The organism is Brevibacillus sp. NSP2.1, assembly GCF_000470975.2.
GTDB classification, from domain to species: domain Bacteria; phylum Bacillota; class Bacilli; order Brevibacillales; family Brevibacillaceae; genus Brevibacillus; species Brevibacillus agri.
The window spans coordinates 2,071,998-2,093,848 of the sequence record NZ_CP048274.1 but is presented as its reverse complement, the minus strand read 5'-3'; the positions used below and the strand labels follow the sequence as shown (position 1 = coordinate 2,093,848).

At 54.2% G+C, this 21,851-nt stretch carries 19 protein-coding genes; all 19 read right to left on the bottom strand.

Translation table 11 applies throughout. From position 1 onward, the window contains the following. Positions 1 to 2: 2 nt before the first annotated feature. On the bottom strand, positions 3 to 965 hold the full coding sequence (gene spoIIGA, locus M655_RS10515) for a sigma-E processing peptidase SpoIIGA (protein WP_005832960.1): 963 nt from the start codon (positions 963 to 965) through the stop codon (positions 3 to 5). A 260-nt stretch (positions 966 to 1,225) separates the two neighbouring features. Further along, the gene (gene ftsZ, locus M655_RS10510; RefSeq protein ID WP_005832962.1) at positions 1,226 to 2,374 is read right to left on the bottom strand and encodes a cell division protein FtsZ; all 1,149 of its coding nucleotides are present in this window, start codon (positions 2,372 to 2,374) and stop codon (positions 1,226 to 1,228) included. A gap of 148 nt (positions 2,375 to 2,522) precedes the next feature. Then, positions 2,523 to 3,776, bottom strand: a complete 1,254-nt coding sequence (ftsA, locus tag M655_RS10505; RefSeq protein ID WP_005832964.1) for a cell division protein FtsA — start codon at positions 3,774 to 3,776, stop codon at positions 2,523 to 2,525. Positions 3,777 to 3,919: 143 nt separating this feature from the next. After that, the gene (locus M655_RS10500; protein WP_005832967.1) at positions 3,920 to 4,267 is read right to left on the bottom strand and encodes a small basic family protein; all 348 of its coding nucleotides are present in this window, start codon (positions 4,265 to 4,267) and stop codon (positions 3,920 to 3,922) included. 2 nt (positions 4,268 to 4,269) lie between these two features. Continuing rightward, positions 4,270 to 5,016 (bottom strand): DUF881 domain-containing protein, encoded by a 747-nt coding sequence (locus M655_RS10495; RefSeq protein WP_005832969.1) that lies wholly within the window; start codon positions 5,014 to 5,016, stop codon positions 4,270 to 4,272. Between the two features lie 24 nt (positions 5,017 to 5,040). Next, positions 5,041 to 5,751 carry a DUF881 domain-containing protein gene (locus tag M655_RS10490; RefSeq protein ID WP_005832971.1) on the bottom strand — a complete coding sequence of 237 codons (711 nt, stop codon included), beginning with the start codon at positions 5,749 to 5,751 and terminating at the stop codon, positions 5,041 to 5,043. A 21-nt stretch (positions 5,752 to 5,772) separates the two neighbouring features. Next, positions 5,773 to 6,570: a cell division protein FtsQ/DivIB gene (locus M655_RS10485; protein ID WP_026557384.1), complete on the bottom strand. Its 798-nt coding sequence runs from the start codon at positions 6,568 to 6,570 to the stop codon at positions 5,773 to 5,775. 144 nt (positions 6,571 to 6,714) lie between these two features. Then, positions 6,715 to 7,971, bottom strand: a complete 1,257-nt coding sequence (murA, locus tag M655_RS10480) for a UDP-N-acetylglucosamine 1-carboxyvinyltransferase (RefSeq protein ID WP_025845050.1) — start codon at positions 7,969 to 7,971, stop codon at positions 6,715 to 6,717. Positions 7,972 to 7,986: 15 nt separating this feature from the next. Then, positions 7,987 to 8,892, bottom strand: coding sequence for a UDP-N-acetylmuramate dehydrogenase (murB, locus tag M655_RS10475; protein WP_005832977.1), 906 nt, complete (start codon positions 8,890 to 8,892; stop codon positions 7,987 to 7,989). A gap of 105 nt (positions 8,893 to 8,997) precedes the next feature. Beyond that, positions 8,998 to 10,101, bottom strand: coding sequence for an undecaprenyldiphospho-muramoylpentapeptide beta-N-acetylglucosaminyltransferase (gene murG / locus M655_RS10470; RefSeq protein ID WP_005832979.1), 1,104 nt, complete (start codon positions 10,099 to 10,101; stop codon positions 8,998 to 9,000). 54 nt (positions 10,102 to 10,155) lie between these two features. Continuing rightward, positions 10,156 to 11,253 carry a stage V sporulation protein E gene (gene spoVE / locus M655_RS10465; RefSeq protein ID WP_007784210.1) on the bottom strand — a complete coding sequence of 366 codons (1,098 nt, stop codon included), beginning with the start codon at positions 11,251 to 11,253 and terminating at the stop codon, positions 10,156 to 10,158. A gap of 66 nt (positions 11,254 to 11,319) precedes the next feature. Further along, positions 11,320 to 12,684 carry a UDP-N-acetylmuramoyl-L-alanine--D-glutamate ligase gene (murD, locus tag M655_RS10460; protein WP_005832981.1) on the bottom strand — a complete coding sequence of 455 codons (1,365 nt, stop codon included), beginning with the start codon at positions 12,682 to 12,684 and terminating at the stop codon, positions 11,320 to 11,322. Then, positions 12,681 to 13,652 carry a phospho-N-acetylmuramoyl-pentapeptide-transferase gene (mraY, locus tag M655_RS10455; protein WP_005832983.1) on the bottom strand — a complete coding sequence of 324 codons (972 nt, stop codon included), beginning with the start codon at positions 13,650 to 13,652 and terminating at the stop codon, positions 12,681 to 12,683. The genes murD and mraY overlap by 4 nt, the downstream gene beginning before the upstream one ends. 44 nt (positions 13,653 to 13,696) lie before the next feature. Continuing rightward, on the bottom strand, positions 13,697 to 15,175 hold the full coding sequence (locus tag M655_RS10450; RefSeq protein WP_026557385.1) for a UDP-N-acetylmuramoyl-L-alanyl-D-glutamate--2,6-diaminopimelate ligase: 1,479 nt from the start codon (positions 15,173 to 15,175) through the stop codon (positions 13,697 to 13,699). Positions 15,176 to 15,320: 145 nt separating this feature from the next. Then, entirely contained in the window at positions 15,321 to 17,249 is a 1,929-nt protein-coding gene (locus M655_RS10445) for a stage V sporulation protein D (protein WP_007784200.1), read from the bottom strand. A gap of 66 nt (positions 17,250 to 17,315) precedes the next feature. Then, complete coding sequence (locus tag M655_RS10440; RefSeq protein ID WP_026557386.1) at positions 17,316 to 19,769, bottom strand: penicillin-binding protein; 2,454 nt, start codon at positions 19,767 to 19,769, stop codon at positions 17,316 to 17,318. Between the two features lie 103 nt (positions 19,770 to 19,872). Next, positions 19,873 to 20,286 (bottom strand): cell division protein FtsL, encoded by a 414-nt coding sequence (gene ftsL, locus M655_RS10435; RefSeq protein ID WP_005832993.1) that lies wholly within the window; start codon positions 20,284 to 20,286, stop codon positions 19,873 to 19,875. A gap of 37 nt (positions 20,287 to 20,323) precedes the next feature. Then, a complete protein-coding gene (rsmH, locus tag M655_RS10430; protein WP_026557387.1) occupies positions 20,324 to 21,268 on the bottom strand; it encodes a 16S rRNA (cytosine(1402)-N(4))-methyltransferase RsmH in 945 nt (314 codons plus the stop codon). A 17-nt stretch (positions 21,269 to 21,285) separates the two neighbouring features. Further along, on the bottom strand, positions 21,286 to 21,717 hold the full coding sequence (mraZ, locus tag M655_RS10425; protein WP_025845067.1) for a division/cell wall cluster transcriptional repressor MraZ: 432 nt from the start codon (positions 21,715 to 21,717) through the stop codon (positions 21,286 to 21,288). Between the last annotated feature and the right edge of the window lie 134 nt (positions 21,718 to 21,851).

Here is a 21,851-nt window from a genome sequence, read left to right as displayed (position 1 = left end):
GATTAGCCCTCCTGTTTGAGAATAAAGGTAGGTTCTTGCGTATATGCTTCCATCATGGCAGGATGCACGATCGCTTGGTACTTCCCGTCGGCTGAGAGCGGAATCGGGTTCAGCCCGATCAGCACTTTTTCGGTTTCATAACGAAGCCCTTCCTGTACAACCAACACATGATCTGGCTTGATCGCAAGCAAAAAATCCATTCCCCGCGACACGCTCCGATACGGGATCAGGCGCACGCGAGACTGCCATTCGATCGGCAGGTCATCCCAGGATCCGTCCAGCTTCTCCCACACTCCACCGTTTTCATCGGTTTGTCGGAGAAGCGACGGCGGAAGCAGATGAGCCAGCATGCGACTTTCGATAATCATGACCGGCAGACGCGTAATCGGCTCGTGGAGCTGATTGCCTGTGTCCACCAAACCGCGGCAAATGACTTTCTCCTTGGCTATGGTCACGACGACATCGACGAGAAACGTTTCGATCCTGCGCGGCTCCTGGATCGCCTTGTAGCTCTTTTTCCCTAGGAAAAAGACGAGCGTGAAGCCGACGGCAACAATCGCGAGCGTAGGCTTGAAGCCGACGCCAAACCCGTCATTGTGCGTCACAACCAATCCGTTGACGATTTCGTTTTGCGGGGCCAAAAAATATTGCAGACCGAATACCCCGCCTCCAAAGACAAAAGCGACAAAGTAAAAGATGATTAAGTTTTGCGCAAACGACAACAACCTCCTGTTACCAAATGCAATCCAGAGCATGAGAATGGAAAAGAGCAGTTTGACTGACCATTGATACATGGATGAAAACGCCGGGAAAAAGAAAAAGACCAGATACGAGCACCCGAACAAGGCGGCCGCGATCATTCTCCACCACACCACGCGCTCTTTGCGAAAATACGCCGTAAACCAGAGCAACAAGGTATCAATGGCGAGGTTGAGGAGTAGAATGATATCAAGATACACAACCACTTGCTCTCACCTCCGATCTGGTTTCGCCTTGGCGAAAATCCGAGAGCTGCAAGAGTTGCCAAGTGTGTTTTCGGCCAGTGCTGCGCTGCCTACGTACACTGGCTTCTATCAGTAAAAGCAGTATATATCAATGTGTATGTAAAGTCTGTCAATTCTTGACGGTGTTTTTTTGGATTTTTTGTCTAACACTTTCTGGTCTACGCACGCAAAAAAGCCTCGTTCCCGCAAGTAAGGGAACAAGGCTTTTCGTTTTGGCGACACTATTTTTTGTTACGACGACGATTGCGCAAAAATGCCGGAATATCGAGGTTGTCGAGGTTGCTCATGGAGAAGAGGGACTTGTCATCCTCTTCTTCCTTCGCACGACCCGTATTCACGTTGGAAATCGGCGTCGGGCGGTTGCCGGCCGTGCTGATCGGCTGTTGCTGGCGACGAGGCGCTTCTGCCGCGCGCTGCGTTTGCTCGAAGCCGGTCGCAATCACCGTAACCACCAGTTCGTTTTTCAAGTCTTCGTTAATGACCGCACCGAAAATCATGTTGACATCCGGGTCTGCTGCGGAAGAAACGATGTCGGCTGCTTCATTTACTTCGTACAGGCTCAGATTCGTACCGCCTGTGATGTTCATCAGGACACCGCGTGCGCCGTCGATGGACGTCTCCAGAAGCGGGCTGGAAATAGCGCGGCGAGCCGCTTCTGCCGCACGGTTTTCCCCGCTGCCTACGCCGATCCCCATCAGGGCGGAGCCGCGCTCGGTCATGATCGTTTTCACGTCAGCGAAGTCGAGGTTGATAAGCCCCGGTACCGCGATCAGGTCGGAAATCCCTTGCACCCCTTGGCGCAGGATGTTGTCCGCTTCACGGAATGCTTCCAGCATCGGCGTATTTTTATCGACGATTTCCAGCAAACGGTCGTTTGGAATGACGATCAGCGTGTCTACTTTTTCCTTGAGCGCAGCAATTCCGGCTTCACCGTGCTGGGAACGCTTGCGGCCCTCGAAGGAAAACGGACGGGTTACAACGCCAACGGTGAGAGCGCCCAGTTCCTTGGCGATCTCTGCAACTACAGGAGCCGCCCCCGTACCCGTTCCTCCGCCCATTCCCGCTGTAACGAACACCATGTCCGCACCGCGCAGGGCATTTTCAATCATATCGCGGCTTTCTTCCGCTGCTTTTTTTCCGATTTCAGGATTCGCGCCTGCTCCGAGACCGCGCGTCAGTTTTTCGCCAATTTGCAGTTTGATGTCTGCACTGGACAATTGGAGCGCCTGGGCATCGGTGTTCAAGGTGATGAACTCTACCCCTTTCAAACCGCCTGCAATCATGCGGTTGACTGCGTTGCTTCCGCCGCCGCCGCATCCAATTACTTTAATTCGTGCAAAGGATTCCATGTCCATATCAAATTCCAGCATATTGCTAGTCCTCCCCAATTCAACATAAAAACTTCGTGGCCCAAGAAGCCGATTGACAAAACGAATGGGACATCCCGTTATTCTCTTCCATGTTTTTCGAAGAACGAAACGTTCCAATTTTCGCCATTGTGTTAACTACGGCAAGCGACTAAATAAACTCGCTAAACCAGTTTTTCACTTTTTCCATTAAACCGCCGCCTTCTTTCGGCTGCTTCACAACGGTTTGCTTCTGAGTGCCCTTGAATGAGGGGGTGACGCGTACGCTGCGGCGCTCCATCAACTGCAAGGCATATTGAATCAAACCTACCCCTGTGGTGTAGGCAGGATCCCGCACTCCGATGTAATCAGGAATTGCGATGCGAACAGGTGCGTCCAATTCTTCTTTTGCCAATTCCAGCATGCCAGGCATCGCTACGGTACCGCCTGTGAGAACGTAGCCACCTGCAATCTCGTCGCGGAAGCCCAGCTTGTAGACGGCCTCCTCGACCAGTTGGAATATTTCTGCAGCGCGCGGCTCAATGATATTGGCCAAATCCACTTGCGTAAACTGCTTTTCGACTTCACTGCCAATCCGGTTCACCTTGAACTTCACATCTTCAGAAGCTTCGTCGATCAATGCACACCCGTTTTTTATCTTCACGCGGTCTGCTACATCCGTATGTGTGCGCAATCCCAATGCAATGTCGCTCGTAATGTGGTCGCCACCGATGCCGATCACGGTGGTCGCTGCCAACTTCCCTTGCTCGAATACACCGATCGTGGTAGAACCCGCACCGATGTCGACAAGAACGACACCCATGTTTTTGTCATCTTTGGAAAGGGCGACAGTGCTAGCCGCAAGCGGTTGCAAGAAAATTCCAGCCACGCGCAAATTGGTCCGTTGAGCACAGCGAACAATGTTATGTACAACCGTCTTCAATCCGGTCACAATGGTACCTTCCATTTCCAGTCGGACGCCAATCATGCCCCGCGGGTCTTTTATACTACCTTGCCCGTCTACGATGTACTCCTTTGGAACTACCTCAATGATTTCACGGTCCGGTGGAATCGCTACGACCTTCGCTGCCTGAATGACGCGTTGGATATCTTCTTCTCGTATCTCACGGTCTTCGCTGGATACAGCGACAACCCCTTGGGTTTCATGCAACTCGATATGGTTTCCAGTGATCCCCACATACACTTCTTCGATTGAAACGCCAACCATGCGCTCGGCATGGTCAACCGCTTCCCGGATGGCATGCACGGTTTGGTCGATGTCAACAATCACGCCTTTCTTGATGCCTTCAGAATGTGATTGTCCGACGCCGATGATGTTGATGGAACCGTTGTTGATTTCGCCGATCATGACGCGTACTTTGGATGTTCCAATGTCTAGGCTGACGATGAGTTCATTACTTACCAAACCTGTGACACCTCCCCTGCTACGTCTTTTGTCTTGCTAATAAAATGAGAACACCTGCATAAATTATTCCACACAGGACAACCATTCCCTTTTTTTCATATAGAATTTTTGTAAAAAAATGACCTTCTTCCCATTTGTTACGGCTATTCCTGCTGATTGATCCAACGGGATAGAACAATTCTCCTAATTACGGCCAGGTTATTGAAAAGACGCACCCCGAAAGCCACAATCGCCGCCAGGTAAAGATCAATCCCCAGGAAGCCGCCGATGAAGGCAAGGCCGGCTGCAAACAGCGTATTGAAAAAGAATCCGGACATGAAGATCCGAACGTTGAAGGTGCGCTCCAGAAACGAGCGGATTCCCCCAAAGATCGTGTCCAATCCAGCCAAGAGGGCGATGGAGAGATAGCTGCTATACTCCTGGGGCACGCGCCAATCCAGAAGGAAGCCGACAGCGAGACCGACAATCAGTCCGATAAGCGGGAGCCACATGGTTACGAATCTCCTTTTTCTTTTACAGGTTTCATAAATTGAATGACGCGTGTTTCTTTGTTTGCAGAAATCATCAGCTTGTCCCGTTTTTCGGCCAGCACCTTTTTATTCGCGAGCCGGAAGTTCTCTTCGACCCCTTCCAGCTTCAAGGCGGACAGCAGTACTTCGGGCTCCCCCAATGCTTTTATTTCATACGGAGGTTTAATCGTCCTCGTATCGATCTGAATGACATCCCCGACATTGCGAATCGCAGAGGTGGCAACCAACCTGTGCTCATTGATGGATACCGCCTGCGCTCCGTTCGCAAACAGGATATTGACCAGCCAACGCAAATCTTCATCGTCAATCGTGTATTCCCCTACAACAGGCACCTGCATGTGATCGTCCAGAATCGGCTCCTCGGGCATGGGGGCATCGACGACTTGCAGCACAATGCCTTCTCCTTCCACTTCCACCATTCCGGCCAACCGGCGGTTTCGTTCCAGCTCTTCTTTCATGACAGAAATGCTCTCGTCTTCACTTAGCGAGGTTTCGTATTGGTAGTACAACTGATTGTACTTGGAAATATCTGCAAGCAGGTTCTTGTGTTTCTCCAGTTCTTTTTGCAGCGTGGTCCGAAGTTCCGCGATGCTGCGAGACTCCTTATGTACGGGATGTAAGCTGCTGCGCAACTGTACAGCCAACATCACACCTATGATAGCACTAATAATGGCAAGAATAAACGTGATTTTACGGCTTTTTTGTAACATGGGGCAAACGCATCCTTTTCCCTTTTAGGAGTGTTTCGTTTTGGCGTCGCCGACGAAAGCCGGCAGTTGCAACTTGTCCTTTTTCGCCAGGTCGATTTGAACAAAATCTTGCAGGGAGTGCAGTACTCCCCCCGGCAAATTGAGAGCACTCTCCATCGTCTCCGGATTGCCGATTGCCGAAATCACAAAGGGAGCCGCTGACTTGATCCCGTTGACGATAATCGTCGGCCCGACACAGCGGATGGAAGAGTTGCTCACCAGCCGCTGGCCGTTGATGCTGATCGCCTCCGCTCCCGCTGCACGCAGCTCGTTGACGACCAGGCGGACGTCCTGCTCATGCACGATGAAGTTGGCGATGTCCGAGCTGCTGGCGGCCGTTTGGCTGTCTTGCATCGTGATGACGATTCCCGGCCCTTCTACGGCTACTACGCCAGAGAGCATCCGCGCGGCTTCCAGTTGGCTGAGCGTTTCGGCTGCTTCCGATTTTCGCTGCGCCATCGCTTCCTCGACTTTGCCCACCTGCCGCTGCAGATCGATCAGTTGTTTTTCCAGATGCCTGTTTTGTTCTTTTTCGGACAAAATCCGATCGTTCAATTGCGTTTCCTGCTGGAACAACTGATCGTTCAGCCGCTCTTTGCGCGTGAGCTTGGTAGTCTCAAACGAGGTCGCTACCAAAAAACCGGTACAGAAGGTCACAACAGTTAAATACAAATGAAACTTGCGGCGACGACTCATTGTCTGCTTCCCCTTTTTCCTTTACTGCGGCTTTTCTGTTTGCTGCTGGTTGTCCGTAAGCGGCACGCCATCGCTTCCCGCCGCGCCGTATGGAACAAACCACGGCTGCTCAAACATGGAGAGCACCCCTTTGGTACCTGCGGGCAGCTCAGCCACGATTGCCGGATACCAGTTCAACATTTTGTCGAGCTTGTAGACCACACTGCGCACTTCGTTTCCGTCGCGCATGTACAAGGTCACCCGCTGCTTATCGTACACCGTTGGCGTCAGAGTTATGTCCGAAATCTCTGCGAGCACGTTCGGCGTCAGTCTGGATAACGCTTTGGCGAGGTTCGGGAGGAACTCAGGCGCTGTCCAGGAGCTGATTAACGGCCTGTCCACCACGCGATCGGCAAAATTCACCTGCTTCAATACTTTCCCGTTTTCGAGCAGCGGATAGCGGCTGCCGTCCTGGCCGTTCCAGAAAGCGACCCGCTTCAGCTCTGTCACGTGCAGGCGGATGACTCCCGGGAACGAGCGGCTGACCGTTACGCTTTTGATGCCTTCCAGCGGCTGCAGGTTGCTCTGCACGCTGCTCTCCCATACGTTGAGAAATTGCATGTCGCGCGCGAGGCCAGACTGCTGGACAATTTGCTCCGCTGGGTAAATGTCATTGCCGATCACTTGAATTTCCTGCACTTTGCTGTATGGTGATCGAATAAAAACGATGATAAGTACGGTAAGAAAAAACAGCACCAAGAGAAAAACTAGCTTGCGGTTTCCTTTTCTTCTGGGGCGTTGCTGCTTGACTTGCGGAATGCGTTCTTCAAATACCGCCATGTCCGAATCCTTCCTCATGCATTCTAGGCTCATCGCCCGCAAGATTACTCAAAACAAAAGAAAATAAAAGGTTTTTTTCCAAATAATTGCCACTTTACAAAACAGGGAAAGCGGCATAGCACTATGCCGCTTGTCTTCCCTCGATCATATCGACACCCTCGTAATATCGGCTCCCAGCCTGCGCAATTGCTCTTCCAGCCGATCGTACCCGCGATCGATATGATGGATCTGGTTCACCGTGGTAATGCCTTCTGCAGCAAGCCCTGCCAAGACCAAAGCAGCTCCTGCTCGCAGATCCGTCGCTTCCACACTCGTGGCGGTCAGCTTCCCTACGCCGCGAATGATGGCAGAGCCGAGATCTACGTATATAGAGGCGCCCATTCGCGCCAATTCATTCACATGTTTGAATCTTCCTTCGAAAATCGTTTCCTTGATGACGCTGGTTCCCCTCGCCTGTGACAGAAACACCATCAACTGCGCCTGCAGGTCTGTCGGAAACCCTGGGTACGGCGAGGTGATGATCCGGTCGTAGGCACGCGGACGGGAGTTGCTTTTGATTTCCATTATATCATGGCGGGTTTTGATTTCAACACCGCAGCTACGGGCAACCTCAATCAATGCTGTGAGCTGCTCAGGCAGCGTGTTCGTCAGTTCGACATGGCCCTGGGCAATTCCGACCGCCAGCACGTACGTACCCGTGACAATTCTGTCGGGGATGATCCGGTAGCTGACGGAACGAAGCCGCGGCACGCCGCTGATCTCGATCGTATCGGTGCCTGCGCCCCTGATCCGCGCGCCCATGGCGTTCAGAAAGTTTTGCAGGTCGATAATCTCCGGCTCTCGGGCCGCATTGCAGATGCGTGTCGTCCCTTTTGCCAAGACCGCCGCCATCATGATATTTTCCGTCGCACCCACGCTGGGGAAGGAAAGAAAGATATTGGTCCCGCGCAATTGCTTTGCCCGAAATGTAATGTAGCCTTCGGATTCTTCTATTTTAGCCCCGAGTGCCGTAAGACCGGACAAATGCAGGTCAATTCGGCGTTCACCAATGTCGCAGCCGCCGGGACGCGATATGGTGACTTCACCCAACCTGGCCAGAAGCGGCCCGGCGAGAAAAATAGAAGATCGCATCTGGCTCATTAAATCATCTGGTACATGCGGGACGGAGACAGACGTTGTATCCAGATCGACGCAACCGTCCACATGCTTCGTGTTGGCCCCCAGCGCCGTCAATATTTCCAACATGACCTTGATATCTTTCAAGTGGGGGACATCGTAGATATAGAATTGCCCTTCCGCAAGCACAGCAGCGGCAAGGATAGGAAGAGCAGCGTTCTTAGCTCCTTGGATCCGAAGCGAACCGGACAGAGGTCTTCCGCCTTCGATCGCAAAAGTCTCCAAACTTTCACCTCCGTGTTACCCCTCGCCCACCACCAGAACTTCCGGATGCAGATCAATTCCGTATGTCGCAAGAATTGTGCTCCGTACATGCTCGATTAAGGTGAGGACGTCGGTAGCCGTGGCTCCTCCGCAATTCACGATGAAATTGGAGTGTTTTTCCGAAACCTGAGCTCCGCCGATTCGATAGCCTTTCAGCCCTGCTGCCTCGATCAGACGTCCTGCGTGGTCGTTCGGCGGATTGCGGAACACACTGCCGGCGCACGGCATCTGCAACGGCTGTGTCTGGCGTCGCCGCTCCTTGTTGGCAGAAAGCGTAGCGGAAATTTGCTTGCGATCACCAGGGCGCAGCTTGAAACGGGCCTCCAGCACGATCCCTTTTTCTCTCTGCAAGAGTGAAGTCCGATAGCTAAAGCTCAGTTCCTCGTTACTCAACACCTTACATTCGCCGTTTGCAAAAAGGATTTCGGCTTCAATAAGAATACGTGAAAGATCAGATCCGTGTGCCCCTGCATTCATATAGACGGCTCCGCCTACCGTACCAGGAATCCCTCCTGCGAATTCCATCCCTGTCAATCCCATCTTGCCTGTCTCCACCGCCAGGCGGATCATGGAATATCCGGCACCCACACACACCTCTTCATCCCTGAACTCGCAGTGGCTCAAGCCCTCAGCCACTTTGAGCACGGCTCCGCGAATCCCTCCGTCCCTCACCAGAAGGTTGGAGCCGCGCCCGATAACACTCCAAGGAATTTCATGACGATGGATGATTTGCAAGGCTTTTAGCAAGGATTCTTTGTCCTTGGGCTGGATCAACAAATCAGCAGGACCCCCGATCCGCCAAGTCGTATGATTGGCGAGAGGTTCATTGGTCCACACTTTTTCGATTCCTGCTTGCTTCAGCTCATCTGCGATTTTTTTCATTTGTGAACCTCCTGATACGTTTGCTAGGTCGGACCTTTAAGTCTTCTCACGTGTTTGCTCCATACTATGCCATCGCCCAGAGCGGCGTGACAATCGCCCATCCGATCATTTTTTTCCGGAGACTTCCTGCAGCGTGCGAACGATCTCGGTCGCTGCCTGCGGCATTCCGAGCGACAGGGCGCTTTCCTTCATCTGCGCCCACCGCTCACGGCTTTGCAAAAGGCTCTCTACCTCGCCCAGCAGGCGCTCGCCGGTCAGTTCCTTTTCGACAATGACCCGCGCTGCCCCTGCCCGTTCCAGGCCGCGCGCATTTTTCTCCTGATGGTTGTTGGTCACGTACGGAGAAGGGATGAGGATCGACGGCACGCCGAGCGCCGTCACTTCGGCCAGCGTGGACGCGCCGGCACGTCCAACCAAAATATGCGTCGCCGCCAAAACGTCCGGCATGTTATGGACGAAAGGAAGCACGGAAAGGTTTTCGGGAAGCTTCCCTTTTGCGGCAAGTTGTTTGGAGATGTTCTCGAAATGAACGTCACCCGTTACATATACAAAATGAGTATCGGCATATTGGCCCAGTTGTGTGACGACAGCTAGCACCGCTTCATTGATCGCTCGTGCGCCGCGACTGCCGCCAAAGATCAGGACGATTCGCTTGCCAAAGTCTACCCCGAGAAAGCTTCTTCCCGCCTGCGCGTTGCCGTGCATCACTTCTGTCGCGCGCGGGTTGCCGGTAAAGACTGTTTTGCCCTTGGGAAAATAGGCGAGCGACTCCGCAAACGACACCGCCACCCGCGTAGCCGACTGCGACAAAAACTTGTTGGTCAAGCCCGGGACGACGTTTTGCTCGTGAATCAGCGTCGGAATGCCCAGACGGGACGCCGCGTACACGACCGGGCCGCACACGTATCCGCCAGTGCCGACGACGACATCCGGCCGGAAGTCGCGCAGCATTTTTTTCGCCTCGGACACCGCGCGAACGAATTTCCACAAAGTCTTGATGTTGTCCAGCGACAGCTTTCGCTTCAAGCCGCTGATCTCGACAGACTGGAACGGAATTTCCGTGCGCGGTACAAGCTGCGCCTCCAGCCCTTTTTTACTGCCGATATACAAAAAGGCAGCCTGCGGTGTTTGGCGAGAAACTTCTCTCGCCACCGCAAGCGCCGGATAAATATGTCCACCTGTGCCACCGCCTGTTAGGACGACGCGCATACAATCACACCCTTATTTTTATGCAGGGAAAAAAACTGGCTTCCTGCTGAAAATTCATGATCGGGAAAAGCGGGAAATGTTCAAGAGAACGCCGACCCCTGTAAGCATCAAGGTCAGGGATGATCCTCCGTAGCTTAGAAACGGCAGCGTAATCCCGGTAACCGGGAACATGCCCGTGACGACGCCGATGTTGATGACGACCTGAATAGCGATCATGCCGATGATCCCGAGCGCAAGGAGGCTTCCGAACAGGTCTGGCGCCGTAATCGCGGTGCGCATCCCTCTCCACAACAGCAGCAGGAACAAAAGCAGGATGAGCGTGCCGCCGATAAACCCCAACTCCTCCGCTACGATGGAAAAAATGAAGTCGTTGTACGGCTCCGGCAAGTACAGATGCTTCTGCCTGCTTTGTCCCAAACCGAGGCCGAGCAAGCCGCCTGGGCCAATCGCATACAGCGACTGGATGATTTGGTACCCGGTATCGAGCGGATCAGACCATGGATCGAGAAAAGACGTAATCCGCTTGATGCGGTAAGGGGCCGACAACACCAGCCCGATAAAGCCGACGACGCCAATCATCCCCAGACCGACGAAGTGGCTGATTCGCGCTCCCGAGGCAAAAATCATCACAACCGCCGTTCCCATCAGGACGGTGCCGGTTCCCAGGTCCGGCTGGAGCATGATGAGCCCGAAGCAGACCATCGGGATCGCCAGGGCAGGCATCAGCCCTTTTCGGAACAGGACGATCTGTTTTTGGTTGTCCGACAGCCAGCGCGCCAAAAACGCGACGACGCCGAGCTTGGCAAATTCGCCAGGCTGAATCCCGAAAGCCCCGAAGCCAAGCCAGCTTTTGGAGCCGTTCACTTCGATCCCGATCACGAGAACCAGTATCAACAAGCCGATACTCATGTAAAAGCCCGGCTTGGCCCATTGTTTCCACACCCAGTAGTCAATGTTCATCGTAATGTACATGGAGGTAATGCCGAGCAAAGCAAAAATGAGCTGCCGCTTGGCAAAGAAGTACGGGTCGGAAAAAGGCGGCTTCTGGGCGACGATCGCACTGGCGCTGTACACCATCACGATGCCAATTCCCAATAAAAAAAGTGTTGCAAAAATAATTACGAAGTCGGGGGCAGAGCGTACCTTGCTCATAGTGCCAGGTCATCCTTTCTCATGCCGTCCCGTATTGCGCTGTATTCATGAGGCTTTCGTGGGACGTTATGCTAGGCTTGTTTTAAGTCTATGCACGCCGTCCTTAAACATGCTCCCCCTGACCTCAAACGAAGGGAACATATCCCAGCTCGCACACGCCGGGCTGAGCAGTACTACGTCTCCTGATTGCGCCAACCGGGAAGCAGCAAGAACGGCTTTTTCCACAGTATCGACATGGATTCGCTCGTTAATCCCTGCTTCTTCCGCACGCGCAAGCAAAATCGGCGCTGTCTGCCCGAGCGCGACGACCGCTTTGACCCGTCCTTTCATGACAGGCAAAAGCTCCCGAAAATCGACGCCCCGGTCAAGGCCGCCGCAAATCCAGACAACAGGCTCCTGGCACGCCTGCAGCGCGCGGGAAGCCGCTTCCGGATTGGTCGCTTTGGAGTCGTTGTAATATTTGACCCCGGCAATGGAATCGACGTATTCCATGCGATGCTCCACGCCAGGAAAAGTAGACAGCACCTGCACGATGGCGCTTGTATTGGCACCAGCCAGCTTGGCGACGAGAATCGCAGCCAGGGCGTTGTCCAAATGCGGAACAGTCATATCCGCTACCGCGATGATGTCATCCGACTGGCCCTGTCCATCTGTAAACCGGATCACGCCATCCTGGACAAAAGCGCCTCTCGGAACTTGCTGCGTCTTGCTGAAGTAGTAGACACGGGCAGGCAGCTCGCCGCATTTGGCGAGAATCTCCGGCTGGTCAAACGGCAGGATCGCGATATCATCTGCTGTTTGGTTGGCGAACATTTTCAGCTTCGCGTCCAGATACGCCTCCATCGTATGGTGGTAGTCGAGATGAGCAGGATACAGATTGAGCAAAACACCGATGTGCGGACGAAACTCCCTCGTCCCCATGAGCTGGAAGCTGCTCAGTTCGGCCACGAGCCACTGGTCCGGGCCCGCTTCTTCGGCGAGGCCGCACAAAACCGTGCCGATGTTGCCGCCAACGAGCACATCCAGGCCCGCTTCCTTGAGGATTTGTCCGACGAGCGTCGTCGTGGTTGTCTTTCCGTTGGAGCCTGTAATGCCGATGATCGGTGCCTTGGCAATCTGGGAGGCTAGCTCCACCTCCGTCACGACAGGAATTTCCAGTGCGAGCGCCTGCTGCACAGGCGGCGCTTCGTACGGAATCCCCGGATTTTTAACGACGAGCGCCACGCCCGGATGAATCAAATCGTCCGGATGGTGGCCGCAAATGACGGTGATCCCGAGCGCCTCCAGTTCCTCGATGCCACCTGCTTCTTCGCGCGGCTTTTTATCGTTGACCACGACATGAGCGCCAAAGCGGTGCAGCAGTTTTGCCACTGCCACACCGCTTTTCGCCATTCCTAAAACGACTATGTGCTGGTTTTGATAACGAATCATCTGATTGTCACCACCTCAAGATATACGCCCAATCCGGCAAAAAACATCCCGACCAGCCAGAAGGTGACGACGACGCGCCACTCGGACCAGCCTGTCAATTCAAAATGATGATGGAGCGGACTCATGCGAAAAATCCGTTTGCCGCGCGTTTTGAAAGAAACGACCTGCAAAATGACGGACAGTGTCTCCACGACGAACACGCCGCCGATAATCGCCAAAAGCAGCTCGGTTTTCGTCATGATCGCAATTCCCGCAAGCGCTCCCCCCAAACCGAGCGAGCCTGTGTCTCCCATGAACACGCGGGCCGGATGCGCGTTGAAGACGAGGAAGCCAAGAACGGCCCCGACGACGGCGGCGCTGAAAATCGCCGTGTCGTAGTCCTGCCCGAACCAGGCAATGATCGCGTACGCGCCAAAGGCGATGGCTCCTGTCCCTGCCAAAAGTCCGTCCAGGCCGTCTGTAATGTTCACGGCGTTGGTCGTGCCGACGAGCAAAAACAGCAGGAACGGGAAGTAGAAATAGCCGAGCTCCAGCTTCCACGGCGTTCCTGGCAGATGCAGCGACGTGTCGTGCCCCATCATGAGCAGCAAAACATACGCGCCGATTGCCAGCAAAATCTGACCGGCAAACTTCTCTTTGGCGGTCAAACCGAGGTTGCGTTTTTTTCTGATTTTGATAAAGTCGTCCAAAAACCCGATCAGACCGTAGCCGAGTGTCACCAGTAACAGGAAGTAAATTTCCATGTTGGCATTGGCAAACTTCAACACGGTAAAGATAAGTGCCAAAAGAATGATGGTACCCCCCATGGTAGGGGTCCCAGCCTTCTTGTAGTGCGATTGCGGTCCTTCCTCGCGAATGGCCTGCCCGAATTTCAGGCGGCGAAGGAAGGGAATAAACAGTGGGCCAATCAGTACGGCAATGAGAAACGCGGCGACGATCGTGACGATTAGGACGTTGTCAGCGAACATGCCCGAGCCTCCTTTCTTTCGATGCCAATGTGTCGCATCTGTCTCTATTCTTGGTTGTACCGGGCAATCGCTTCCCGTGCTACTTCACGGTCGTCGAAGGGCAGTACTTGATCTTTAATAATCTGGTACGTCTCATGACCTTTTCCGGCGATCAAAATGACGTCGTCAGCCTTTGCCAGCGAGATGGCATGATGAATCGCTTCGCGGCGGTCTGTCACCGCTGTGTAACGGGAAGCGTCCACGTCGCGCACGCCAGCCAGCATGTCGTCGATAATCGCTTGCGGCTCCTCGGAGCGAGGGTTATCTGATGTTAAGACGGTCATATCCGCATACTTCGTTGCGATCTTCGCCATAATCGGGCGCTTCGTGCGATCGCGATCTCCGCCGCAGCCGACGATGCAAAATACGTTGCCTTTGGCAAACTCTTTGACCGTCACCAAGGCGTTCTCCAGGCTGTCCGGCGTATGGGAGTAGTCGACCAGAACGGCGAACGGCTGTCCGGCATCGACCGACTCGAATCGCCCGTTCACACCGAGGACCGCCTCCAGGCTGGCCTTGATGTCTTCGAGGCTCACGCCTTCTGCCAGTGTAACCGCGATAGCGGCCAATGCGTTGTACACATTGAATTTGCCCATCAGCTTCAGGTTGAGGCGAATGGTGCCTGCAAAGGTTTCCGCTGTAAACGACGTTCCCTTGCTCGTGATTTCGATGTCCTTCGCGCGCACGTCCGCCGGCTGGTCGATCCCGTACGTAAGGACGCGCGCAGGGGTCACCGTCGCATACAGCTTCGACGCCTCGTCGTCTGCGTTCAGCACGGCTGTCTTCAGGCGGTTCGGGTCGTAGTGGTTCCCGAGCTGGGAAAACAGCAGCGACTTGGCATAGCGGTAGTTTTCCATCGTTTTATGGTAGTCGAGATGGTCCTGCGTCAAATTGGTGAAGACTGCGGTATGTATGTCGCAGCCGCGCACGCGTCCCTGCTCCAGCGCGTGGGAGGACACCTCGATAATCGCGTAGTCTGTATGGACATCGCACATGCGACGGAAGCTTCTTTGCAGGTCCACGGCATCGGGCGTCGTGTTTTTCACTTCTTCCGTGACATCCCCGATCCGCATGTGGATCGTGCCGATCAAGCCTGTTTGCTTGCGCTGGTCGCGCAGGATCTTGTCGATCAGATGAGTGGTGGTCGTCTTCCCATTTGTTCCGGTAACCCCAATCACCTTTAACTCTCTTGTGGGAGATCCGAAAATGCGATCAGCCAGCATAGCCATTGCCCGCCGGGTGTCCGGCACCCTGACAATAGTCGCTGGCACGTCCAGATCTTGTTCGGATAGCACGGCGACGGCGCCATTTTTCACCGCCTGGGCCGCAAACGCATGACCGTCCACGGTGTACCCTGTCAGACACACAAACAAGTAGCCGGGCTTCACCTGGCGCGAGTCTGCTGTCAAACCCGTAATCTCCATACTGTCATCCCCCGAAACCTTCACTGGCAACAAAGGCATGAGCAGATCCCGTAGAAACATGAAACAGGCACCCCATTCTCCAACTAGTATAGACAGAAATTTGCCCTTTTTTACGAAAGGAAACCGATCCATTTCTGTGACGAACAAAGGCAGAGCGACTGTAGACAAGCCTACTTCCCTCCGCCTTCGAAATCTCATTTTATAGCTAATTGGTCAATTTGTCACCAAGATGTATGCGAATTTTTCCGCCCTGGTCAATTTTCACGCCAGGCGCAGGCGACTGCTGAATGACATAGGTCCCTTTTCCGGAAACGACCAGCGGAAGCGTCTCATACGTCTGCACGACGTCCTTCATCGTCTGCCCGACCATGTTCGGAACCTCGATCGGCTCGCGCTCGCCCAATGCCTTGTTGATCTCCTTGGCGATGCCGTCCTTGCGCTTGGGCACATTCATATACTGCAGGGAAGATTCGATAATGCTCTTGACGCTCGGCGCGGCAATCAGTCCGCCAAAAGCCAGCGCCTTCGGATTATCGACCGCGAAGTAGACGACGATTTGCGGATCGTCCGCAGGGGCGAAGCCGATAAACGACACGATGTACTCCCCGTCCACGTAGCGGCCGTTTCTGACCTTTTGCGCGGTTCCCGTTTTTCCGCCGACCCGGTAGCCTTCAATATAGGCCTTGTTTCCTGTTCCTTGGGCCACGACGCTCTCCAGCGCATACCGCACCTTGGCAGAGGTTTCCGCTGAAATCACCTGGCGCACCTCGGTCGGAAGCGTCCGCGCTACAATATCGTGTGTGACGCTATCCCGCCATTCCTTGGCGACAAACGGCTTCATCAGCTTCCCGCCGTTGATCGCAGCCGAGACTGCGGCCATTTGCTGGATCGGCGTGACCGATACCCCTTGGCCAAACGAAGTCGTGCCAAGCTCGACAGGTCCGACGCGACTGAGATTGAACAACAGCCCGTTCTCTTCCCCGATCAGGTCGATGCCTGTTTTTTGCCCGAAGCCAAATTTTTTGATGTATTCAAACAGCCGCTCTTTTTGCAGGCGCTGCCCCATCGTTACAAAGCCGGGGTTGCACGAGTTTTCCACGACTTCCAGCATCGTCTCCTGTCCGTGCCCTTGCCGCTTCCAGCAGCGCAGCCGCTTGCCTGCCACGGTAATGAAGCCGGGATCGTAGAAGCTTTCCTCCAAAGAGACGACGCCTTCGTTCAAAGCGGCAGCGAGCGTGACGATTTTGAAGGTCGAACCTGGCTCATACGTTTTCCAGATCGGCAAATTGCGGTTGTACACTTCTGTCGGATAGTTTTGATACTCGTCCGGCTGGAAGGTCGGACGACTGCCCATCCCCAAAATTTCTCCGGTCTTCGGGTTCATTGCGATGGCGAGAACATCGTCCGGCTGATAAGCGACGACGGCCTGGTCCAGCTCCCGCTCGATAAACGACTGGATGGCGCTGTCGATCGTCAAATACATGTCCATCCCGCTCACCGGAGGGACGTAATCTTCGGAGCCTCCAGGCATGACGCGCCCTTTGGCATCGGACGGAAAAGAAATGTGCCCCTCGGTTCCTTTCAGAAACGGGTCGTAAATTTTTTCCAGTCCGGTCAAGCCCTGATTGTCAATTCCGGTAAAGCCGAGAATGTGCGCGGCCATGCTCCCGTTCGGATAAAAGCGTTTGGAGTCTCCGGCCAAATAAATCCCCGGCAGGTTCAACTCCTGGATTTTCCGCGCTTTTTCGATCGGCAGCTTTTTTCCGCCTGGAATCTTGTCGTTGCTCATCTGTTTTTTGGTGATGGCCTGATAAACGTCTTCTTCTTTTTGCTCCAAAATGATCGCGAGCTGCCGGGCCGTCTCCTTCGGGTCCTTGATTTGCGCGGGGACGGCGACTACCGTTGGCACCGTCATGTTTGACACCAACTCGTTGCCGTTCCGATCCAAAATCCGGCCGCGATTCGGCTTGAAGTCGATTTCCCGGTTCAACAGTTGGTCAGCCATCTGGGCAAGCTTCGGTCCTTCGATCAATTGCACATACCCGAGCCGGGTGATGAGCGCCGTGTACAGGACAATGCCGATGACCAGCGATATGAAAATGCGACGGCGTACAGTAGCATTGGATACCCGCAAAGCGAGTCCCCCCTCGGAAATAGGTTGTCTCTTCCTTACCTTATTCCTTGGGGGGACGGGATAGAACTATGGGGTTGCGCTTGTTTGGCTGGCATCTGTGCCGGCAGGAGGGGCTCCCTGGTTCGACTCTGCCCCGCCCTGCTGGCCTGTCGATTGTCCAGCAGGCTGTTCCATTTGTTCAGCCGGATCGGTCGCTGCACCTGTTCCGGCCGGAGGCGCCGTTCCTGACGGCGGAGCGGTTCCGGATGTCGCCGCTCCGTCCTGAGCTGGAGACGGCGCTGGCGGCTGCGATTCGGACTGCAGCGTGATCTGCAGCTTTTCCTTGCCGTTTAACGCTGTGCCCGGCGCAATGCTCTGCTGTACGACAAAGCCCGTGCCCGTAGCGTGGACATCAATGTCGAGCAGCGAGGCAAATTCCATGACTTCCCTGAGCGACTTCCCTTTGAAGTCAGGCATTTTCGCGCCCGTCAAGCGGTCCGATACCAAAATGATTTGCTTCCCAGGCACTACCTGTTCGTAGGCGGCAGGGTACTGCTCCACGATCTTGGTCCCGGTTCCGAGTACTGTCACGGTCAAATTGTCCTGCTTGGCTCGCAGTTGCGCCGCTGTCGTGGACATGCCCACGAACTTCGGCAGCGTCTGGCTTGCAGCAGACTGAGCCGCCTGTACCTGCTCCTGTGCGGTCGTAGCGGTCGACTTGCCTTTCCCGCTGTCGGCTGCTGCGCGGGGCAGTTCTGGCTGCTGCTGCAAGTATTGCAGGCTGCGCTCCATGATCGACTTGAACGTCGGCGCGATCATCATTTTGCCCCAGTACGCGTACCATTCTTTCGTATCGGGATCGTCAATTACGACGTAGACGAGCAGGCGCGGATTGTCTTTCGGCGCAAAGCCGATAAACGAAGCGATATAGTGCCCGTCCATGATCTTGCCTGTGTTCGGGTCGTACTTTTGCGCGGTACCGGTTTTCCCGGCGACGTGGTAGCCGTCGATGGCGTACAGCTTCCCTGTTCCGTGCTCGCCGGTCACGACCGTTTCCAAAATGTCGCGGGTCTTCTTCGCCGTCGCCTCCGAGACGACCCTTCTCACGACTTCGCGCTCGCTGCGCTTCACGACCGCTCCTGTATGCGGATCGCGCATTTCCTTGACGATATGCGGCTTCAACAGCTCGCCGCCGTTGGCGATGGCCCCTACCGCCATCACTTGCTGGATCGCCGTAACCGTCACCCCTTGTCCGAAGGTCGTCGCTGCCCAGTCGCGAGGAGACTGCGGTTTTTCCAAGTTAATCAGGGTTCCTTCTTTTTCGTAGGGCAACTCGATTTCAGTCAGGGAGCCCATCCCGAACTTTTTGAAGTACGCCCTGAGCTTCTCCAGCTTCAGACGCTCGTAGCCGAGCTTCGCGAACATCACGTTACTGGAGCGTTGCACCCCTTCCAGAAACGAAATTCTGCCCCAGCCCACCCCGTTGTTATGGTCGCGAATCGGAACTTGTCCCTTGATCGTGTACTTCCCGGAGTCATACGTCTCATTCGGGTTGAACAAGCCTTCCTCAATCGCGGCGGCCAGCGTAATGATCTTGAACGTGGAGCCAGGCTCGAACATGGAGGTGATCGCGTGGTTCGTATAGTTCGAAATCCCGTTATAGTACGTATTGGGATTAAATTGCGAACGATTGCCCATCGCCAAAACTTCGCCCGTCTGCGGATCGGATACGATGACCGTCATCCCTTTTGGCTTGTACTGCCGATCCACCACATCCAGCGCTTGTTCGACGTAATCCTGAATTTGCCTGTCGATGGTCAGATAGACATCGTAGCCGTCTTTTGCCGGGATGTATTCGCCTTCTCCATCCGGTAGCTGGTAGCCAGCTCCGTCTCTTTTATACTGCATCTGCCCTTCTTCTCCGGCCAGCTCCTTGTTGAGCTGCAGTTCGATCCCCATCTTCGGCTCATCGTACAGATCGAGATACCCGATCACGTGCGAGGCAAAGCTGTTGTTCGGGTAGACGCGTCTTGTCGTCTCATTCAGAAAAATCCCCGGAAGCTGATTTTCTTCCACCTGCTTACCGCTTGGCAGCTTCGGATATTGCAACTCCAAAATCCGCTTTTTCTGCTCTTCGCTGATTTTCCTTCCGTAGCGGCCCAGCTCCACCACCTTGTTCGGCTTGGTCAGCATCTTCACCAATTCAGGCACCGGAGCGTTGAGAATGGGGGCCAGACTGTTTGCTGTGTAGTAAGGGTCCTTGACGACGTCCTGATCTTTTTCATCCCGCCCTTTCAGCCTGGCGTTCACGGTGTATGCCTTGCCTTGGAAGGCGAGAATTTCGCCGTTTCGGTCTTTGATGGCACCGCGCGTCGGCTGCAGGGTCCGATTCCGGTCCCATTGCTCCTGTGCCTGTCCCATGATTCGAGCTGCGTCTACCGTTTGAATCCAGTAGATCCGAATGCTCAAGCCTGAAAAGATCAAAATCAGGCATAACGCACAAATGAGGATGCGCCAATTCACGAGTCGTTTCGTTTCCATTTCCACTCACTCCATCACGTCAATGATCGCCTGCCTGAATCGGCACGGACAGTCAAGCGTAAGAAAAAAATGTTACCGCACAATTGACGCAGTAACATTGATTTTAAGGCTGGTTTGGCTGTTGTTGTTGAAGCGAACTCGCCTTTACTTTCCCCTGACCAATCGTATGTACGGCATTCGCGTTGTACACCATGCCTTGTCGCTCTGCTTCTCTCTGGATGCGATCGCGATTGCTGAGCTGCTCGATCTGAAGCTTCAGAGTGGCGTTTTTCTCGGCTACCAGACGGTTTTCTTTTTTCGTGCTCTGGATTTCGTAATTCATCTGGGAGATTTGCGAGTACCTGACTCCGACCATCCCCAGGCCGATCACTGTCAACGAGATAAACAAGAGATAGAGCAATTTTTCGCCTGTCGGAATGGTTGGTTTGATTCGGATCGTTCGTTTTGTTGTCTTGGTGACGGAGCGCGACTGCTTCTCCAGCTCCATTGCCAGATTCCCTTGGTAGTAGTAGCTCAACGCTTTCTCACCCCTTTTTCCTCGTTGCTGTCTCCCTCTACACCTTCTCGGCTACCCGCAGCTTCGCAGAACGCGCGCGTGGATTGGCCGCAAGCTCCTCTTCGGACGGCAAAATCGGCTTGCGCGTGATGACTTTGACAATCGCTTCGTTCCCGCACGTGCAGATCGGAAACGACGGCGGGCATGTGCAGCCCTTGGAATAATCTTGATACACCTGCTTGCAAATCCGGTCTTCCAGCGAATGGAACGTGATGACGCTCACGCGGCCACCCGGATTCAAAATATCAATGGCATCGGCGACAGCTTCTTTGAATGCATCCAGTTCATCGTTGACGGCAATGCGGATCGCCTGAAACGTCCGCTTCGCAGGATGTCCTCCTGTGCGCCGCGCTGCTGCCGGGATTCCTTCCTTAATCAGCTCGACCAGCTCGCCTGTTGTACGAATCGGCTGCTTTTTGCGCTGCTGTACAATTTGCCGGGCAATCCGCCGGGAAAATTTCTCTTCTCCGTACAGCCAGATGATCTTGGCAATCTCCTCTTCGTCCCACTCGTTGACGATGTCGTAGGCCGAAAGCGGCGCTTGCTGATCCATTCTCATGTCGAGCGGCGCGTCCGCATTGTAGCTGAAACCGCGTTCGCCTTCGTCGAGCTGCGGGGAAGACACCCCCAGATCAAACAAAACTCCATCTACACCTGTAAGCCCCAAATCTTTGACAATCTCTTTCAGATGGCGAAAATTGCTTTTGACCAGTGTTACCTTGTCCATATAGGGGGCCAGTCTTTCCCGGGCGTTGTCGTGCGCCCAGTCATCCTGATCGATCGCAATCAGGCGGCCGCCCTCGGTCAATCGGGACGCGATCAGGCTGCTATGTCCCGCTCCGCCGAGCGTGCAGTCCACATAAATGCCCCCGGGCCGGATGTTCAGGCCGTCTACAGCTTCGTCCCTCAGTACGGTTACGTGATGAAACGACAATGTCGTCACTCCTGTTCTTCTCGCTGCTACAAATTAAAATCAACCAGTTTCTCAGCAATTTCTCCAAAAGAGCCTTCCGACTGGGCGAAATAATCTTCCCAACGTTCTTTGCTCCACACCTCTACGCGGTTGGATACGCCAATGATGACACATTCCTTTTGCATACCGGCATGCTCGCGCAGATTGGGCGGTATGTTTACCCTTCCCTGCTTGTCCCACTCACATTCGGTTGCGCCGGAAAAGAAAAACCGTGTAAACGCGCGTGCATCCGCTTTTGTAAAGGGAAGAGTCTTCAGTTTTTCCTCAAGCTGCTTCCACTCTTCCATCGGATAGGCGAACAAGCATTGATCGAGTCCGCGGGTAATGACAAAGGAAGCTCCCAGTCCTTCACGGAATTTGGCAGGGATCGTCAGGCGGCCTTTTTCATCGATGCTGTGCTGGTATTCCCCCATGAACACGCCCTAGTCCCCCACTTTCCTGTCCTTCGGCTCCACTTTCCCCCACTTTTCCCCACTTTGTCGCCTACTTGCTATTATAAAAAAAAATCCTGCATTTGTAAGCAGGATTTTTTCGTTGAATTTTTTGCCGGGAA

Excerpts from the sequence above, each read along its gene's own strand:
- murG (WP_005832979.1), bottom strand. The coding sequence starts at position 10,101 with ATGCGCGTCGTCCTAACAGGCGGTGGCACAGGTGGACATATTTATCCG.
- M655_RS10485 (WP_026557384.1), bottom strand. The coding sequence starts at position 6,570 with ATGGCGGTATTTGAAGAACGCATTCCGCAAGTCAAGCAGCAACGCCCC.
- ftsZ (WP_005832962.1), bottom strand. The coding sequence starts at position 2,374 with ATGCTGGAATTTGATATGGACATGGAATCCTTTGCACGAATTAAAGTA.
- M655_RS10500 (WP_005832967.1), bottom strand. The coding sequence starts at position 4,267 with ATGTGGCTCCCGCTTATCGGACTGATTGTCGGTCTCGCTGTCGGCTTC.
- M655_RS10440 (WP_026557386.1), bottom strand. The coding sequence starts at position 19,769 with ATGGAAACGAAACGACTCGTGAATTGGCGCATCCTCATTTGTGCGTTA.
- mraY (WP_005832983.1), bottom strand. The coding sequence starts at position 13,652 with ATGTTCGCTGACAACGTCCTAATCGTCACGATCGTCGCCGCGTTTCTC.
- M655_RS10495 (WP_005832969.1), bottom strand. The coding sequence starts at position 5,016 with ATGTTACAAAAAAGCCGTAAAATCACGTTTATTCTTGCCATTATTAGT.
- murB (WP_005832977.1), bottom strand. The coding sequence starts at position 8,892 with ATGAAAAAAATCGCAGATGAGCTGAAGCAAGCAGGAATCGAAAAAGTG.
- M655_RS10450 (WP_026557385.1), bottom strand. The coding sequence starts at position 15,175 with ATGTTTCTACGGGATCTGCTCATGCCTTTGTTGCCAGTGAAGGTTTCG.
- M655_RS10490 (WP_005832971.1), bottom strand. The coding sequence starts at position 5,751 with ATGAGTCGTCGCCGCAAGTTTCATTTGTATTTAACTGTTGTGACCTTC.
- spoVE (WP_007784210.1), bottom strand. The coding sequence starts at position 11,253 with ATGAGCAAGGTACGCTCTGCCCCCGACTTCGTAATTATTTTTGCAACA.
- murD (WP_005832981.1), bottom strand. The coding sequence starts at position 12,684 with ATGATTCGTTATCAAAACCAGCACATAGTCGTTTTAGGAATGGCGAAA.